General features: G+C 27.5%; 15 protein-coding genes, 1 pseudogene and 2 riboswitches. Of the genes and pseudogenes, 1 reads left to right on the top strand and 15 read right to left on the bottom strand.

Going from position 1 to position 18356, the window contains the following annotated elements:
* Positions 1-113 precede the first annotated feature (113 nt).
* The 5 genes from I2A66_RS05795 to I2A66_RS05815 form a co-directional block, all read right to left on the bottom strand.
* Positions 114-356 (bottom strand): hypothetical protein, encoded by a 243-nt coding sequence (locus I2A66_RS05795; protein WP_147516227.1) that lies wholly within the window; start codon positions 354-356, stop codon positions 114-116.
* A gap of 202 nt (positions 357-558) precedes the next feature.
* On the bottom strand, positions 559-969 hold the full coding sequence (locus I2A66_RS05800; protein ID WP_147516226.1) for a hypothetical protein: 411 nt from the start codon (positions 967-969) through the stop codon (positions 559-561).
* A 260-nt stretch (positions 970-1229) separates the two neighbouring features.
* Positions 1230-1658: a gamma-glutamylcyclotransferase family protein gene (locus tag I2A66_RS05805; protein ID WP_147516225.1), complete on the bottom strand. Its 429-nt coding sequence runs from the start codon at positions 1656-1658 to the stop codon at positions 1230-1232.
* 21 nt (positions 1659-1679) lie between these two features.
* The gene (locus I2A66_RS05810; protein ID WP_195251198.1) at positions 1680-2144 is read right to left on the bottom strand and encodes a gamma-glutamylcyclotransferase family protein; all 465 of its coding nucleotides are present in this window, start codon (positions 2142-2144) and stop codon (positions 1680-1682) included.
* 195 nt (positions 2145-2339) lie between these two features.
* On the bottom strand, positions 2340-3164 hold the full coding sequence (locus tag I2A66_RS05815; RefSeq protein WP_147516223.1) for a MerR family transcriptional regulator: 825 nt from the start codon (positions 3162-3164) through the stop codon (positions 2340-2342).
* A gap of 123 nt (positions 3165-3287) precedes the next feature.
* On the opposite strand from I2A66_RS05815, the gene I2A66_RS05820 reads away from it, so the two are divergent.
* Complete coding sequence (locus I2A66_RS05820; RefSeq protein ID WP_147516222.1) at positions 3288-3917, top strand: GNAT family N-acetyltransferase; 630 nt, start codon at positions 3288-3290, stop codon at positions 3915-3917.
* 55 nt (positions 3918-3972) lie between these two features.
* Here I2A66_RS05820 and I2A66_RS05825 read toward each other — a convergent pair whose 3' ends face one another.
* The 10 genes and pseudogenes from I2A66_RS05825 to I2A66_RS05860 all read right to left on the bottom strand — a co-directional run bounded on the left by I2A66_RS05825 (position 3973) and on the right by I2A66_RS05860 (position 18189).
* On the bottom strand, positions 3973-4377 hold the full coding sequence (locus tag I2A66_RS05825; RefSeq protein ID WP_147516221.1) for a DUF4300 family protein: 405 nt from the start codon (positions 4375-4377) through the stop codon (positions 3973-3975).
* Positions 4320-4499, bottom strand: a complete 180-nt coding sequence (locus I2A66_RS05830; RefSeq protein ID WP_147516220.1) for a hypothetical protein — start codon at positions 4497-4499, stop codon at positions 4320-4322. Before I2A66_RS05830 ends, I2A66_RS05825 begins: the two co-directional genes overlap by 58 nt.
* A gap of 231 nt (positions 4500-4730) precedes the next feature.
* Complete coding sequence (locus tag I2A66_RS17835; RefSeq protein ID WP_442970877.1) at positions 4731-6575, bottom strand: NPCBM/NEW2 domain-containing protein; 1845 nt, start codon at positions 6573-6575, stop codon at positions 4731-4733.
* 317 nt (positions 6576-6892) lie between these two features.
* Positions 6893-10243, bottom strand: a pseudogene (locus I2A66_RS17135) (discoidin domain-containing protein); the annotation flags it as partial.
* A 93-nt stretch (positions 10244-10336) separates the two neighbouring features.
* The gene (locus I2A66_RS17140; RefSeq protein WP_243238669.1) at positions 10337-11209 is read right to left on the bottom strand and encodes a discoidin domain-containing protein; all 873 of its coding nucleotides are present in this window, start codon (positions 11207-11209) and stop codon (positions 10337-10339) included.
* Between the two features lie 130 nt (positions 11210-11339).
* A riboswitch (cyclic di-GMP riboswitch) is annotated at positions 11340-11424 on the bottom strand.
* A gap of 93 nt (positions 11425-11517) precedes the next feature.
* A complete protein-coding gene (locus I2A66_RS05840) occupies positions 11518-15942 on the bottom strand; it encodes an NPCBM/NEW2 domain-containing protein (RefSeq protein ID WP_195251200.1) in 4425 nt (1474 codons plus the stop codon).
* A 129-nt stretch (positions 15943-16071) separates the two neighbouring features.
* Positions 16072-16157: riboswitch (cyclic di-GMP riboswitch) on the bottom strand.
* A gap of 359 nt (positions 16158-16516) precedes the next feature.
* A complete protein-coding gene (locus I2A66_RS05845) occupies positions 16517-17185 on the bottom strand; it encodes a VapE domain-containing protein (RefSeq protein ID WP_195251314.1) in 669 nt (222 codons plus the stop codon).
* The gene (locus I2A66_RS05850) at positions 17185-17388 is read right to left on the bottom strand and encodes a hypothetical protein (RefSeq protein ID WP_147516214.1); all 204 of its coding nucleotides are present in this window, start codon (positions 17386-17388) and stop codon (positions 17185-17187) included. Before I2A66_RS05850 ends, I2A66_RS05845 begins: the two co-directional genes overlap by 1 nt.
* A gap of 358 nt (positions 17389-17746) precedes the next feature.
* Entirely contained in the window at positions 17747-17968 is a 222-nt protein-coding gene (locus I2A66_RS05855; RefSeq protein ID WP_122639099.1) for a hypothetical protein, read from the bottom strand.
* 20 nt (positions 17969-17988) lie between these two features.
* Positions 17989-18189, bottom strand: a complete 201-nt coding sequence (locus I2A66_RS05860; RefSeq protein WP_122639098.1) for a helix-turn-helix domain-containing protein — start codon at positions 18187-18189, stop codon at positions 17989-17991.
* Positions 18190-18356: the final 167 nt, after the last annotated feature.

Raw genomic sequence — 18356 nt, forward strand, 5'->3', positions numbered from 1 at the left:
CTTCTTTTTTATTTTAAACTCTTTCATTGTCTTATAATCAAATATATACTCATTTGCATTATCATTATATATATATAATTCATTTGTATTTTTGCCTTCTAATATTGCTTTTGTTATTTCTCCAGCTTTTTACCTTGTTTATAATGATTAATGACTTTTCCCCCTATACTACCACTACCGATATTATATCCTAGAGTGCTATATATGGGTACATTGCTAGTATATCCTTTAATTAGTTTAGTTACTTCTTTATGTCCTATCCAATAATCATTTTCAAAATTATTTGGATAAATAGTTATAATTCCATCTTCACTATTTAAAGTAGATAATATTTCTTTAAATTCATCAATACTCATATCATTAGTTTCAATTGTATTAATACTTAATTCTATGTTTCTATAATATTCCTCATCTTCTAGAATAGTTGCCCTGTCTAAAACACTTAAATCCTCTGTTATAATATATATTTTTCACATCTTTATGAAGTTTAGTAATTAGTTCTATATTTGCACCTAAAGATTCAGATTCTCTTACACCAGATACTAAGTCATATTTAAGTTATTCTTCTATAAGCTTTATATTCTCTATTACTAAAAATACTATAGGTATACCTTTAAATATATCATCTCTGTATCTAATCGCAAATTCCAATGCTTCATCGTCTCCTACAATAATAGATTGAAATTTTTCATAATTGCTTATATTATACTTTAGTAAGTTATAAAAATCTCTTTCATTATTTTCATTTCCTACTATCTTAGAATCCATGTATTCAATCTTAAGATTTATATCTTCCCCTATGCTATCAGTAATTCCATTTACTTGGTCATTAAAACTAATAAAATTTGGATTATATGAACTAATAAATAATATATCATCTTTTTCTAATAAATAAGCTTTCTCTACATTAATAAATATTAAAAATAAGATAGTTATAAAAGTATAAATTCGATTTATATATGTATGCATATCTGTCTCCTTAATTCCCTATCAATATGTACCCCAATTTATAGTTTTATCAATTTTTTTGATATATTATAGTATCTTATAAGTAAGATTTACATTTTCGTATGACATCTTTCAGCATTTATCGATTTTTGAAAAGTTTTATATCTATTTCCTTATACATAAATTACTTGATTTTATCTGATATCTATCCAACAAAATATTAGTATAATTTAATATATAAAAAGCTGTTACAAATATCATATCTGTAACAGCTTTTATTTTTATTTATTTTCTATATATTGTTTCCAGTCACCATCTTTAACCGGAACTAATTTATCATCTTTATTATAATCTGCTAATGGATTATATTCATAGTAATACGCTTTTATAACAGTTCCTTCTGCAATCTTTACATTTACAACTTTTCTGTTATATTCATTTTCACTTTCCTTACCTTCTTCATAAGCTTCTAACTCATCAAGTTCATCTAATACAGATTCAAAATCTTCAAATGTCATTAATTCTCCAACAACTTCTCCATCACCTGGAACTACTGCTGGATATCCTTTATTTTCTATATAGAATAAATCTCCACTTATTGTTCCTTTTATACTTTCTTTAACTTTACCATCTAAATAAGTTTTATAGTTGAACATATCACTTCTTAAACTTCCATATACAAATACTCTTTCAACTTTTATATTTTCCATATATGATTTCCAGTCACCATCTTAAACTTCTATTAATTTGTCATCTTTATTATAATCTGCTGATGGATTATACTCGTAATAATATGCTTTTTCTATGCTTCCATCTTCAAGTGTTACATCTATAACTTTTCTATTATATTCATTTTCATTTTCTTCACCTTCTACATATGCTTCTAGTTCATCTAACTCCTTTAATGTAGATTCAAAATCTTCAAATGACATTAACTCTCCTATTACTTCTCTATCACCTGGAACTACTGCTGGATATCCTTTATTATCTAAATGGAATAATTCCCCTTTAACTGTAGCTTTTTTATTTTCTTTAACTTTGCCGTCTAAATAAACATCATAATTAAACATGTCACTTCTTAAGCTGCCATAAACAAATACCTTATCAATATTTTCAGTTTCATCTTTAGAAGTACTACATCCAGTTAAAGTTAGTATAAGTGCTGATAATAAAGTTCCTAATAAAATCTTTTTCATTATCATTCCTCCAAATTTATTTTTATCTGTATAAGTTCAGCTACCTTAAATATTTAGGATCTATATATATATTTTTGTTTTTCTAAATATTAAGTTAAATATAGCTTTACTATAATATATTTCATAAAATAACAAATTATACCTGATATGTCAATATTACTACCTGATATATAAGAAATGTATTTCTATCTCTTACTATAATCCCTCGTAATTTACTTCACAGTTGCCTAAAAAAATCTGAATTTGACTATTATAATTTTTAGTATTAAAAATATCATTATATAGATCAAACTCTATAATATCATCAATTCTTATATTATTTTCCTTTATATAATCTGATATTTTTTTTATACATTGTTCCTTATTTTCTGTATCATAAACCATTGTTAAGTATCTTCCTTTTGGCAATATTTTTATGCTTTCATCATTTTTTATGTCTTTATATTCTTCAATTATATTGAATACATATTTAGACTCTGGACTTATATTATCATTTATTTTATATATAATCCCTCTTTGCACAGATACATTTATATTTTTTTCTAAAATTAACTTATCTAAATCAGAATAATAAAGTAATTCATTCAAACTACCTACCTCCTTACAGGGTAGAACTATTATATAACGTGTTTCAAAATATTTAATTGCTATTTCATTTTTATATACTATTTCTTTAGATAGTTTTATACTTGTCTTTAGAGTATCTATATTTTCAATTACTTTGTTCATCTTATTTATATTTTCTTTAGCTTCATGTTTTTTTATTTCTAAAAATTCAAGTAATTCATCTGTATCACATCGTTGAAAAATTTCTTGAAGTTCTTTTATACTTATTCCCAATAATCTGCATCCTTTTATAATATCTATATATACAAATTGATCTATAGAATAATGTCTATATCCCGAATATTCATCAATGTACTTTGGAATTAAAATTCCCATTTTATGATAATATCTTAAAGCTTTTATTGTTATGCCTTTAATTTTAGAAACTTCTCCAATAGAAAATATTTTTTTCATTTTTATTATTTCCTCTTAAATTTTAAATTTTATTGACTCTACCCTAAGGGTAGATATTATTATCATCATTATACAATAATTGTTGTATAAATATAAATTAAATGAAAGGATCTTTTTACTTATATGAACAAAGTAATATACAGAGATTTATTAGAATCTGATTACGAGACTATCAAAGAATTAATTGGAGAAGCTTTTGGATTTTATGATTTTATTAAAGATGAAGCGTTATTAAATATTGTATTAAGTGGGTATCTTCAAGAATGTATTTTAGATACTTCTTTTTGTAAGGTCGCTCAAAAAAATGGTAAAGTAATTGGTTTTATTTTAGGTAGTGCTCTGAATGATAAGACCCGTGTAATTAATTCTGTTAATAATTTTAATTTTGACATTAGTTCTATTAAATCAATAATGAATAACAAAACAAATCATACTTTAATTAAAGAATTCTTAAAAATTCAAAATACATATAAGGAAATTCTAAAAGACAAAGAATGTCAATTTCAAGGTTGTATTCAACTATTTATAGTATCAAAAGAATCTAGGGGACTTGGTATTGGTAAAGCTTTAGTTAAGTATTTGTCTGATTATATGAAAAGTATGAATGTAAAATCTTTCTACCTATTTACAGATAGTAGATGTAATTATGGATTTTATGACAGCCAAAACTTCAGTAGAATAAATGAAAAGGAAGTATCATTAGATTATCTGAATACTAAATTAAATGTATTTTTGTATGGATATGAATTTTAATAAAATCATTATATAAAAAATAACTACTAAGCTTATTGCTTAGTAGCTATTTAATCTAATTAATTAAATTATTATTCTCCATTATTATTGGCTTTGATGAACCATTTCCAGATGTATCATTATCAAGTCTATCCATTAAATATCCTTTTAATTCTAATCTATTTTTAAATTTAGAAACTTGGAATGGTAAAGTTGGTGCATATTTTTCAATAAATAATAATTCATTTTTTATTTGTAGTAAGATACCTGCATGCCCTACAAATACTTCACTATCTTCTGGTGAATGTAAAAATACATTTATCATTGATATATTTTCATTATCTAAAAATGATATTTTTCTTTTTTCCCATTCTTTATTTATAGCTTCTGAAAGCTTATTTACATCTTGCGTATTTTCTACTTTTATACCTGCATATAATTTAATAAATTTGTCTCTATCTTTTTGGCTAAATTCACTAATGGGATTATTTTATCAATAGCTTTACTTAATAAAATCACTTCTTCAGTATTTCCATTTTCTAGATATAAATCTCCTAGTATCCTCTTCATAATCATTAAATCGCTGTCTTTTATTTTAATCATTACTATCTCTCCTTAATAAAATATTTATTTTTATAAATATTTTTGATCGTACTCCTCTTATCTTAATGATAATATATCTTTTTTATAAAATTATAAATACTTCGTAAACGACATACTTTTATAGGTAAATGACACAAAAACAAAAAAATTGTATCCAAATTAAATTTGAATACAATTTTTGTTTTCATATTTCATATATATATAGCATTTACTTGATATTGCAAAGGTTAATCATTTATTACTAAACATAAATAATACTTGTGATAAATAGTTATCATTAATATCTTCATATCCTAAATACACACTATATATAACAGAATCAAAGTATGTAGTATCAAAAGATATTACGCCATTTTCATCTACACACTGTGATAAATCTAATGTAATATCTTCTAATGTTTGATTGTTTCTTATCGTCAAACTTATTGGTGATAACTTTTCACCTTTTCTATTTAAAACATCATAGTCTATTGTCACTCTATTATCCTTTTTATCTATTGATCCTAATGTTATTATTTGAGGATTAGCTCTTAAATCTGTTAATTTTTTAAGATCTTTAATCGGTGATAAATCACTTATTTCATTATATTCTATATTTAATGATTCTAAGTTTTTCGCATACTGTAGTCCATTTAAGCTTTCAGCTCCTTGAACATTTAAACTAGTAATTTTTTGCATATCACCAACTGTTATATTATCACTAGATAAATTAAGTACTTTCTTTATACTTGATTTAAGATATTTATCTTCTATACTTACTACTTCACTTAAATCTACGCTTGATTCAGCGTTCGCAAAATGCAGTTTAGCATCTGCCCAAGATGCATGGTCTGACCCTTGTCCATTACCTCCATCTGTCACTACTAGCTTTAACTCTTTAGCATCATTTATATCTACTTCAACATACTTTTGTGGTTCTCTTGAATTCATGACTCCACTATCGAATTTCTTCTCACCATCAACATAAACTTCAAAACTTACACAACCAACAGTTCCAAACATAGCCCTATCCACACCTACATATGATGTAAAGTATGCATAGTCTTTATCACTTAAATCATATATTATCGTTGAAGTTGAATGAGCACCTATACCTCTCTCATAAACTACTTCTTGATTATTTTCATCTGTAAGCTTTATTGTATTTCCACTTATAGATTTATCTTTATTAGGAGATTTATAGCTATTTTGAGTAGAATTCCACTCATAATCAGTTAAGTATTTATTATCATCCATATTAACTACTGCTATAGTTCTAGTCTTACTTACTTTATTACCATCACTATCAGTAACAGTGTATATTATAGGGTATTTACCTGGTTTATTAAAGTTTACTTTACCTCTTACCTCAATATTAGAAGTTATGTCTCCATCTTCTGTGTCAATTGCGCTATAACTTTCATTTAAGTCTACTACTTCTCCTAATTTAGTAGATATTGATTTTGGTATAGTTAACTGTGGTTTAGAGTTTGTAGTGTAAACTTTAGTATCTGCCCATGAAGTAAAGTCTCCAAGACCTCCATCTCCAGCATCATCTGCTACTAACTTAAGTTCTTTCACCCCAGTTATATCTAAACTTACAAATTCAGCTTTAGAATCTTTTCTTATTACATCAGAAGTATAAATTTCTTCACCATCTGCAAATATCCTAAATATTATACTTGTTCTATTATCATTATAGTTTTTATCTGTTCCTAAATAAGTTGTAAAGTAACTGTAATTCCCATCTAGATTATAAACTATTTCTGCATTTGTAGCAGCACCTATACCTTTATCAAATTCATTTATAGTACCATCTATATTAAGCTTTATTTTATTAGTTGAAGCTACCGCACTATCTTTGTTTACACTTCTCCATCCAGATGTTGCTACTTCCCAATCCATATCAGATAAATATTTATTCTCACTATAAACTACAACTTTTCTCTCTTTTGATGTAGAGTTTCCGTCACTATCAGTAACAGTATAAGTTAAAGCGTATTCTCCAGCTTTACTTGTAGTAAATTCATTAGTATTAATCTTAACATTTGAAGTTATATTTCCATCTTCTTGGTCATTAGCAACTACATTACTCATCAAATCAAATTCACTATTTAATTTAACAAAAGTATTTTCTTCAACATTTAAAGTCGGGAATTTTGCTATTATTATTTCTTTTGCTTTATTTAAATCATCTTCAAATAAGCTAAATGCTGGATGATTTTTAATATCTTCTCTTAAAACTTCTAATTTTTCTAAAGTATTGTATTCTTCATTTACTTCAGTTTTATTAGCATCTATAAATAAATCATTATTTATTTTATCAGGTAAAACATCTTCTTTATAAAATGCTACTTCACCTATTGAAGCCCAATTTTGGTGAGCATTTATAAATTTAAACTTAACTCTTCTCACATCAAATTTAGATAATTTGAACTCTATAACATCATTTACACTTCCATCATATGCCCCTTTACCTGCTAGTATAAAGTCATCTCCCTCTGATTTGCTTGAAACATATATTTCAAAATTACGTGCAAATCCTTTACCACCTCTTCTAGAAGCATAGGTCATCTTGTCTATATCTACATTTTCACCTAAATCAAATATAACTTCATTTTCAAATGAGCTACTGTTCGGACTATTAGTTTCCCAGTGAGTATTAATATTTTCATCTATTGCGTAACCTATTACACTTGAGCCATAGTTACCTGCATTATTTTTTGCAGATACTATAGGTAATTTAAACTCTTTGTTGTATTCAGATAGATTATCAAAAGAACCATATTTAGTTTTATTAACTGTAAAGTTTTCATATATAGTTATAAATGCTTTTCTTTCAGTTACGTTATTATCACTATCTGTAACTCTATATAAAACTTCAAATCTACCCGTTTTTCCGTCTTCATAAGTGTTAGAAACTACCTCTATTTTAGAAGTTAAGTCTCCATCTTCTGTATCTTCTGCAGTTATACCTTCCATTATATCTACATTTTCACCTAAAAGATAAGTCTTATCCTTAACATCTATATTCGGTTTTGTATTATTTGTAGTTAATTTAGGATTAGCTATTACAGCGTGATCAGATGTATTTCTATTTCCACCATCATGAACTTCTATAACTAATTCTTCTACACCTTTAACTGGGACATTTATACTTACCATATTATTAGCATGCTTTAAAACACTTGTAGTTGCTAGAGTTTTCCATCTCCAATAACTTTAAACGTTATACTTGATTTATCTTGAGCAGATATGTTCATATCAACTCCAAGTAAAGCTTCAAAATTATCATAATCTTTACCTGATAAATCATAAGTTATCTTACCATTTGCATGTATTCCAAAACCTTTTTCAAATGTTTTAATATCTCCATTTATTCTACCTTTTATATCTTTATTTCTTCTTGGGCTACCATATTGAGTTTCAACAGCTTTCCATTCACTATCTGATAAGTAATCGTATTTACTTACTACTTCAACCTTTACTACTTTTTCTGTAGTTATTCCTTCATCAGTTATTATGTACTTAACTTCATAAATATCTTGTTGATTAGTATCTACATTATGCTCAACCTTAACTTTAGATGTTATATTTTCTCCATTATGATTAAGTGCTTTAACATAATCCATTGGTTCAAATTCTTCTCTAAGTCCTATAGTGAATTCATCTTGTTGTATGCTTATGCTTGGTGTAAATGAGTTTACTTCAACCTTATCTCCAGTTGTTAAATTAAGTGCATAAGGAATTATTTCATACTTAATATTCTCTTCATGAGTTGCATTAGTATCTATGTAACTATTACTTGAGGTAAACCCTATTACTTCTCCATTTCTTAGGATTTCATAACCAAGTAAATCGTCTTTCATGTTTTCATTTATATTCATACTTAGTTTTATACCAGAATCTAATTTAGATAATGAAACTTCTAAATCAGTGTCACTAATTACAAATCCATTACCTGTATATTTCATTGCATTAGTGTTTAGATACCATATTTTCTCATTTGATTTAGGGAATCTTTTTAAATTATTTTTACATTCTTCTGATAAAGTAAATCCATACTTTTCAAAGTAGTGTGTTAAATTCATACCTATAACCTCTGATGAATAAGTTGCAAGTATATCTTTCTTTTCTTGATAATCCTTTGGATTAGGTCTTCTTTCTCTATACATAGCTTCTAATTCTTGCCAATAAGTATCTTTCTTTATTTGTAACTGCCAAAACATTCCTAGTTTTTGATCAAGATTAAAGTCTTCAAATCCTTTTGTAGATTCTTTCGGTGCTAGCATACTATATATATTGTTATAAGGAACTCTATCTCCCTTACCATTATTTATTGATGCATAGTTTGCCCACATATTATTAGTTACTTCTCCCCAAGTTCTAGGCTTTATATCCATTTGATGGCCAAACTCATGAATAGTTCCCCATATAATACTATTCATACTACTTTTATCTGGCCTTAGTATTATTTCTTGTATATGTCTTTGAATACCTACATGATCCCCTGCTGCATAAGCTGCTCCATAAGGTTGCATTAATCTTATTGTTCCTCTAATATTAGTAGAATCATTTGTAAGGTCACTTTCGTCATCTTTTAATCCTGCAAATGTAATGGCTTCTTCTAATTGACTATCCCAAGTAGCAATACTTTCTTCAATATCAATTCCTTCATTTACATATACTTGGTACGCTGCTTTTGCAGTTCCTGTAAGCATCAATCTTTTTGTATTAAACTCAAATATATCTACAGTTGTATCTGGATTTTCATCTAATTTTTTCTTATATTCTTTTAACTCTTTTAAAAATTCTTCTTGGTTATCACCAGTATTAAATAGTGGGAATTTTTCTCCTCCATCTATACGAACTACTGGTGCCTTTCCTTGTTGTTCTTCTGTATATTTATTTACTAAGTATACAGCTCCACCTTTAGCACTTTTTTGAGACCAACTATCACTATAAATTTCTGGTACTACTATTGTGTTCATACCTTTCTTTAATTGATAGTTTCTTCTCCAATTGCCATAGTGACCTTCCTGTTGTGAAAATACTATTGATGGTAGTGGTTTGCCATCTTCTGCTTCAACAAATATATTAAATACTTCTCCTGGTTTTGCAACTATCCCAGTTGATTGAAAGTCATTTCCAAAACTTGACATAAGTAAATTATTTGTAGCTTTTAAGTGTGTATCACCATTTTGCATTACTGTAAAAGTACTATCTGAATAATCTTTATCACCTTGTAGAATTTCCTTAGCTAAGTCTATAGCATATATTAGTTGATCTTTTAAAGGATGATTATTAACTTCTTTTTCTAAATCATTTATTACATCTATATTGTTATATTCATCTTTTAACTTAACCATTGTACCATCTGTAAATATATTATTTATAATACTTGGTAATGAGTCTTCTTTATATAACCAAAATACAGAGCAGGCTGCTTGATTTAAATTTCCTTTTTTAAATACAAACTTTATTCTTTTAAATTCAGTTGGTTCAAAAGTTATTTCTTTTATATCATGGCTTGCTGCTTGCTCTCCTGTAGCTACTAATTTAAAGGTATCACCTTTAGTAGTGTTTGATGCATATATCTCAAATTCTTCTGCATAACCTTTTTGCCACGATGGAGTTCCACCATATATTAACCTATCTAAAACTGTAGCTTCTTTTAACTGTACTACTATTTCATTTTTAAAATCATCACTATTATTTTTTCTAGATGCCCAGTATGTTTTAGTATCATTATCAAAAGCTTTCATTAAAGCTTCACTGCTAGACCCATCATTACTGCTTATTTTTTCTATTTCTGAATTATCTACTTTAAATGCTTTGTTATAGATTTCCTCATATTTTCAATTAACTTTTTCAAATTTTTGAATTTGAGCATTTTGACTTTCTATATTATTTTCTTCTTTAAGTAATATCTTTGCATTTTCTATATCTTCTTTAAATTCATTATAAAGAACATGATTTTTTATTTCATTTTCTAAAGCTTCTATTTTTTCAATAGTATTAAACTCATCACTTACAACACTCATAGTGCTATCTGCAAATAATCTATTTATCTTATCAGCTAACTCATCTTCTTTATATAGCATAAATTCTGAAGCTGATGCCCAATTTTGATTAGCTTTTTTAAACTTAAACTTTATTCTTTTAAACTCTGCTTTATCAAACTTTATTTCAACTATATCTGAAGTAGATCCTGAATACTTTCCATGACTTACTACAGTAAAATCATCACCATCATCTGTAAGTGAAGAATATATTTCAAATTCTTGAGCAAATCCTTTTCCCTTAGCTGAATCTTGTCTTGCTCCATATACTATTCTGTTTAAACTTGTAATTTCATCTAGTGTAATTATTACCTCATTTTCAAAACTTGAACTATTAACCTTATTAGTCTCCCAGTGGGTACTGAAGTCTTCATCTATAGCTTTAGTTATTACTGATGATGGGTAATTTCCTCCGTTATTAGTTATTGAAATTATTTTTGAGTTATCTAATTTAAAAGATTTATTATATTCTTCTAAATAGCTGCTATTAAGTAAATTAAATTTACTTACTTTAGCTTGATTTGATTGTATATCTTGATTATTTTTATCTGATATATTTTGGACTACGTTATTGTCCCCCAATTCATGTGCTAAAACACCTATAGTGCTTGCTGAAAAGTTTGTAATGATTGCTGCCATAGTTAACGCTGCTATTTTTCTTTTGTGCATATTTATCCTCCTGAATAATTCTCCCTCAGAAGTACATTATTTAGGCATAAAAAAAGTTACTCATAAAGAGTAACTTGAAATAGACCTAATAATTTCATACTAAGCTTAAAACAAAAAGTATAATGTACTATTTGGCAACTGGCTGACATAGTAAAAAAACCTTAGTCCCTATAGCTTTGTGTCCCTAAGTTTCCTTAGGTTTACCTATTAAATTTATTCAGTATTTTACCATTATTTTTTATATTATGTCAATTACTGTTATATTATTTACACTAAAATTATAAATAATTCAATTCATTTTATAACAGCTATCTTTCCCTAGTATCAAGAACAAATGTAATCTGTGTTATATAATTATCGACTTTATCTTCGTATGTCATATAAACAGTATGTATCCCCGAATAAAAATCTGTTGTGTCAAATGATATTTTTCCATTTTCATCTACGCATTCTTCTACGTTTAAAGTTGTTAAGTCCCATGTTCTATTATCTTTTATGATTATAGACGTTAGAGTTAATTTTTCACCATTTCTGTTTAAAACGTCGTAGTCTACAGTGACTTTTTTATCTTTTGCCAAAACCCAATCCTCTGTTATTATTTGCGGGTGTGCCTTTAGGTTTGTCAAATTTTTAAGGTCTTTTAATGGTGATAAATCTTTTATTTTGTTATTTTCTATGTTTAGTGATTCTAGATTCACAGCGTATTGTAAACCTTCTAAACTTTGAACATTTTTAACTGTTAGTGAAACAAGCTCCCTCATATCACCTAATCTTACTTCACCTTGTAGACCAAGTTCTTGTTGTATACTTAATTTAAGATTTTTATCTTTTATTTGTATTATTTGACTTAAGTCTATTTCTACCGCAGAATTGATTGCTTTTCTTATCTCCTCTACTGCTGTATCTATTTTAGTTTGATTGTTAGAACTTAAAGTTTTTTCACCATTTTCTATAGCATTTTTTATAGTTTTTGCAGATTCTTCAGTGTAATTCCCTAAATCCAAGGCCCTAGCTTCTTCTAAAACTTCTTCTAATTTGCTTAAATCAAATTCAGAAAAATTTCTAAATTTAGCATCTGCCCAGTCGGCATGATCCCAAGTGTCTCCGCTATCAGCTACATCTACTACTAGTTTGATTTCGCTAGAATTTCTAACATCAACAATTAAGTGCTGTTTTGGTGTATTTGATTTCATAATAGGTGTTTCTGCCTTTAAAACCCCATCTACGTACACCTTAAATATAACACTTGATGCTTGTTGACCTGCTACAAATTGATCAAGTCCAACCCAAGCATCGAATATATCGTAACCTGTTGAATCGTAAACTATTTCTGAGTAAGCGTGAGTTCCTATACCCTTTTTAAAAACTTCAACGTATCCATCTTCATTTAAAAGTTTTATAGGTTCTTGTCTTACTGATTTATCTTTTCCTATGTAACCTGAACCTATTGTTGCAGATTTCCAATTTAAATCAGATAAATAAGTTTCTTTATCTGTAACTACTACTGTTCTTGTAAATTGGGCTTTGTTTCCATCACTATCTTTTACAGAACAAGTTACGTTAAATATACCTGTATTTCCTTTAATATAATCTGATTCTACTTCTATTTTAGAAGTTAAATCACCATCTTCACCATCTGTAACACTTATTCCTTTAATTAAATCAATTTCTTCATTTATATTAAATGCTACACTCTCGTCACCTTTGAATTTTGGCTTACCATTGCTTGTTGTTAGTTTAGGATTAACTATTATACAGTGATCACTCGTATTTCCATTACCACCATCATGTACTTCTATTACTAATTCTTTCACTCCAGAAACTGGAATATTTATATAAGCTAAGTTATCATAGTAACTCATAATATTTGTTGTTGCTACAGTTTTTCCATCTGCTACAACTTTGAAAGTTACACTTGAATTATTATTTTCTCCTATAGCTGTGTCTACACCAATTAATGCTTCAAAGTTGTCATATTCCTTATCAGATAAATCATAAGTTATCTTTCCATTTGCATGTATTCCGATACCATTTTTAAATGTTGTTACCTCACCATGTACCATTCCTTGTATGTTACTGTTTCTTCTTGGAGTTCCCCACTCAGTATTTACAGATGTCCACTTAAAATCTGATAAGTAATCATAGTCACTTACTACTTCTACTTTTAAACTTTTCTCCACAGTTATTTCTTCATTGGTTAATGTGTATTTAACTTGATAAGCTCCGTTTTTATCAGTATTTACATTGCTTTCAACTTTTAATTTTGATGTTATGTCCTCACCTAAATAGGTAAAACCTTTAACATAATCTTTTGGGTTAAATTTCTCTCCTCTTTTTAAAGTTACTTTCTCTTGTTGAATACTTATGCTTGGCTTTAATGAATTTATTTGAACTTTGTTTCCTATTGTTAAATCTTTTGCATAAGGAACTACTTCATATTCGCTATTGTCATCTGTTGAATCTTTATCTATGTAAGTACTTCTTGTAGTAAATGCGATTACCTTTCCATTTCTTAGTATTTCATAACCAAGTAAATCATCTTTCGTATTTTCATTTATACTCATGCTTAGTTTTGTTCCAGAAGTTGATTTTAATAATGATACATCTAAACCTGTACCAATACCATCAAATCCACTTCCTTCATAATCCATAACAGTACTATTTAAGTACCATATTTTATCCTTTGACTCTGGTAGTTGTTTTAAACTTTCCTTACACTTATCAGATAACGTAAATCCATATTTTTCAAAGTAGTAAGTTAGGTTAATACCTAGAACTTCTGAAGAATAAGTTGCAAGTATGTCCTTCTTTTCTTGTTCATTTCTTGGTCTAGGTTTTCTTTCTCTATATAAAGTTTCTAACTCTGCCCAATAAGTATCTTTCTTTAATTGTAATTGCCAAAACATACCTAATTTTTGGAAATAGTTAAAATCATCAAATCCTTTTAATGAGTCTTCTGGGGCTAGATATTTATATAAATCACTGTAAGAAACCCTATCTCCCATTCCATTTTTTATATGAGCACTATTTGCCCACATGTTATTTGTAACCTCAGGCCATTCCCTAGCATTAATATCCATTTGGTGACCAGCTTCATGTACTGTAGCCCATAAAACAGAATTTAAACTGTCTCTATCAGTTCTTAACATCGATTGTTCATAACCTCTCTGTATACCAATATGGTCAACATAAGCATATGCTAAACCATAAGGTTGCATCAATCTTATGGTTGTTCTAACATTTGTAGAGTCGTTAGTTGGATCTGTTTCATCATCTTTTAACCCAGAAAATTCAAATGCATCTTGAATTTGACCATTTAGATTATCCACACTTTCACCAATATCTACACCTTCTTCTACATATACCTTATATGCAGCTGATGCAGTTCCTGTGTATAGCAATCTGGTACTGTTAAATTCAAATACATCTACTGTATTTTCAGGATATTTTTCTAATTTTTCATTATATTCTTTTAATTCTTTTATGAATGCTTCTTTGTCATCTCCTAAGTTATATAATGGGAAAGTTTCGCCACCTTCAATACGAACCACTGGAGCTTTTGCTTGTTGTTCTTTTGTGTACTTATTCACTAAGTATACTGCTCCACCTTTTACAGTTTTATTGCTCCATGAATCACTATAAATTTCTGGTACTATTATAACATTTTTACCTTGCTTTAATTGATACTGTCTTATCCAGTTTGAGTAGAAACCTTCATGTTGAGTAAATGCAATTGATGGTAATGGTGCTCCTTCTTCTGCTTCAACATATATTGTAAACTCTTCTCCTGGTTTTGCTATTATACCAGTTGATTGTAAGTCTGTACCGAAAGTAGACATTTGTAAATTATTTTTTGCTTTTGCATGTGTATCACCATATTGTGTAAGTGTAAAAATTCTATCTGAATAGTCTTTATCACCTTGTAAAACTTCTTTTGCTAAATCTATATCATGTATTAATTCATCTTTTAGAGGATGATTATTAACCTCTTTTTCTAAATTATTTATTACATCTATATTGTTATATTCATCTTTTAATTCAGACATTGTACCATCTGTAAACATGTTACTTATAACATCTGATAATGAGTCTTCTCTATAAAACATAAATTCCGAAGCAGATGCCCATTCTTGGTTAGCTTTTTTGAATTTAAATTTTATTCTTTTAAATTTCTCCTCATTAAATTTTATTTCAACTATATCTGAAGTAGATCCTGAATACTTTCCATGACTTACTAAAGTGAAATCATCACCATCATCTGTAAGTGAAGAATATATTTCAAACTCTTGAGCAAAGCCTTTCCCCTTAGCTGAATCCTGTCTTGCTCCATATACTATTCTATTTAAACTTGTAACTTCATCTAGTGTAAGTATTACCTCATTTTCAAAACTTGAACTATTAGAATTACCGGTCTCCCAGTGGGTACTAAAATCTCCATCTATAGCTTTAGATATTACTGATGATTCATAGTTTCCACCATTATTAGTTATTGAATTTATCTTAGAGTTGTCTAATTTAAAAAATTTATTATATTCTTCTAAATAACTACTATTAAGTAAGTTAAACTTACTTACTTTAGCTTGATTTGATTGTATATCTTGATTATTTTGATCTGATATATTTGGGACTAACTTATTATCCCCCAATTCATGTGCTAAAACACCTACAGTTCTTACTGAAAAGTTTGAAATGATTGCTGCCATAGTTAATGCTGCTATTTTTCTTTTGTGCATATTTCTCCTCCTGAATAATTTTCCCTCAGAAGTACATTACGTTAGAATAAAAAAGTTACTCAGAAAGAGTAACTTAAAATAGACCTAATAATTTCATACTAAGCTTAAAACAAAAAGTATAATGTACTCTTTGGCAACTGGCTGACATAGTTAAGAAAACCTTAGTCCCTATAGCTTTGTGTCCCTAAGTTTCCTTAGGTTTACCTATTAAATTCATTCAGTATTTTACCATTATTTTCTATGCAATGTCAATTACTGTCGTATTATTTATGCTAAGATTATAAATGTATATATCCTAATTATTTTATCGTAAGCAATTTATTGAATTTTTGACATAAGACAGTTATACACTAGATTTTTTTAACTTAGTATTCTTTAATATTTTATACCTTTAATTTTTTTAATTTACAGTAGTGAGCTTGATGTACTTAACTACTAAATATCTTGATTTCACTAGCTTCTACAATAGAACACTTACTAAGTTTAAACTGTCCTTTTTAATTTTAAGGTCTTAATGTTCATAAAGTTTCTAACTCTATCCAATTTATAGAACACTAAAACATAAAATAGTACATTAAAAATTAATAGGTACCTTATACGGTGGTGTTACATATCCTCTTTTAGTTCCCCTTTTTGTATATTTGGCACCTTTACTTAACAAACAAGTTTTTATTCCTTTTGTAGAATTTACATTTAATATACTTGCTATTTCCATACTAGGTTTAAACTTCCAATGAGATTTATCAATCTCCCAATTAAATTCCCTATCTATAGAAATTTCAACCGAGTTATATATTTTAAATTCTTCGTTACTATTGTTGAGTAACTCTAGTTCCTCTGATTCTAAATAATGTTTAACTTTATTTTCTTCCTTAATATGCATTACCTCTCCCCATAGACTTTCTATATCTAAATTATCAATTATGTTAAAATCTATTTCTTTAACAGGAATTATCAAGTACCTTCTATTTCCTGTTTCATCCTTTAGAAAATCATCATTATTAACAGTTGCATAAAAAGAAGTTTTCCTTGGATAGATTACAGTTTTAATAGCATAAGGTCTTCTAAATTCATCATTTTGCTCTGTAGTAAATGCTTTAAGTTTTGATAAATCGCGTTTCAATGTTGCATCTAGCTCACCTAATTCAGATACCCAATATTTGATACATTGATAAACCTTATCTTTATCACTATGGTATAATTCCAGACCTGTTTTTGCATATATTGGTATAAGCTTTTTTATTAATCTGGTTTTCCAAGGCCTTGTCTGCCTTGCAGTATAAGTATTCCTTCTATATTTAAATTTCCTTCATTAAAAGGTATCATAGCTGTATTTAACAACCATTTGGTGATAAGTATTTTCTTTAACTTAGGATTAAAATCTTCTGGTGTTATAATAGGATCACATAATTTTTGTATATATTTATAATTACCATCAAACTCCATATAACACTCTCTTAGATAATCTATTACAGGATTTTTAGGACTTGCTTCTCCTATACGATTTACAAATTTATCAATAGTAGCAAATGGTAGCTTAAATCCATATTTAATACATATCGAATGGATATCTACTAGTTGATTATCTAAATTAGTTAGTCTAGTCCTTCTATTTCTACATCTTTTGTAATGTCATTATAGGATGCTGTTATATTATTTGCTTTTAAAATTTCATTCATATTTTCCCTTATTTTTAGTGGTACGTTTTTTTCATCTATATATGGGTAGTTGATAAAGTAACTTTTATTTTCTTCTTCATCACTTTTACAAGTTAGTTCAAAGTCTTTCTCTATGTCACATTCTTTTATGGCTTTGCTTGATTATTATAAAACTGAACTGCATTATTTTTATTTACTTTATGATTAGATTTTTTATTTAGATTTGGTAAATTTATTGGTATTCCTAATATTTCATATGCTTTTTTTAGAACTTGTCTAAATGGAATGCTTTCTACTTTTTGTATAAAGTTTATTATTGTTTCTAAGTTTTTTAGGTTGTTTATACTTTCAATATATTCGTTATACATGTTTCCCCCTGTGGTTATTTTTATAGTATAATTTCTGATATTTCTAGTTCTAATGCCTTAGCTATTTTATAGATAGTTTCTTGTCTTGGTGTTCCTTGGCTATTTATTATTCTTGATAATGTCGATGTTGAGATTTTTGATATTGATGCTAGTTTTGTTAATGAATATCCTTTTTGTAGCATTTTTGTTTGTATTAGTTTGGTGTTGATTTTATAATTCATTTTATTTCCTCCTGTTTTGTTTGATTTTGCTTTATGAGTATATAGTATCAAAGATTTTTTGCATATACTTATAATCTATGTTAGGAATTTATGTAATAAAAAATGCCTATCATGCTGAAGTAGCATTATAGGCATCTTAATAAGTTAATCTAATATTTTTCTATATT

Source organism: Romboutsia sp. 1001713B170207_170306_H8 (assembly GCF_015550495.1).
GTDB lineage: Bacteria > Bacillota > Clostridia > Peptostreptococcales > Peptostreptococcaceae > Romboutsia_E.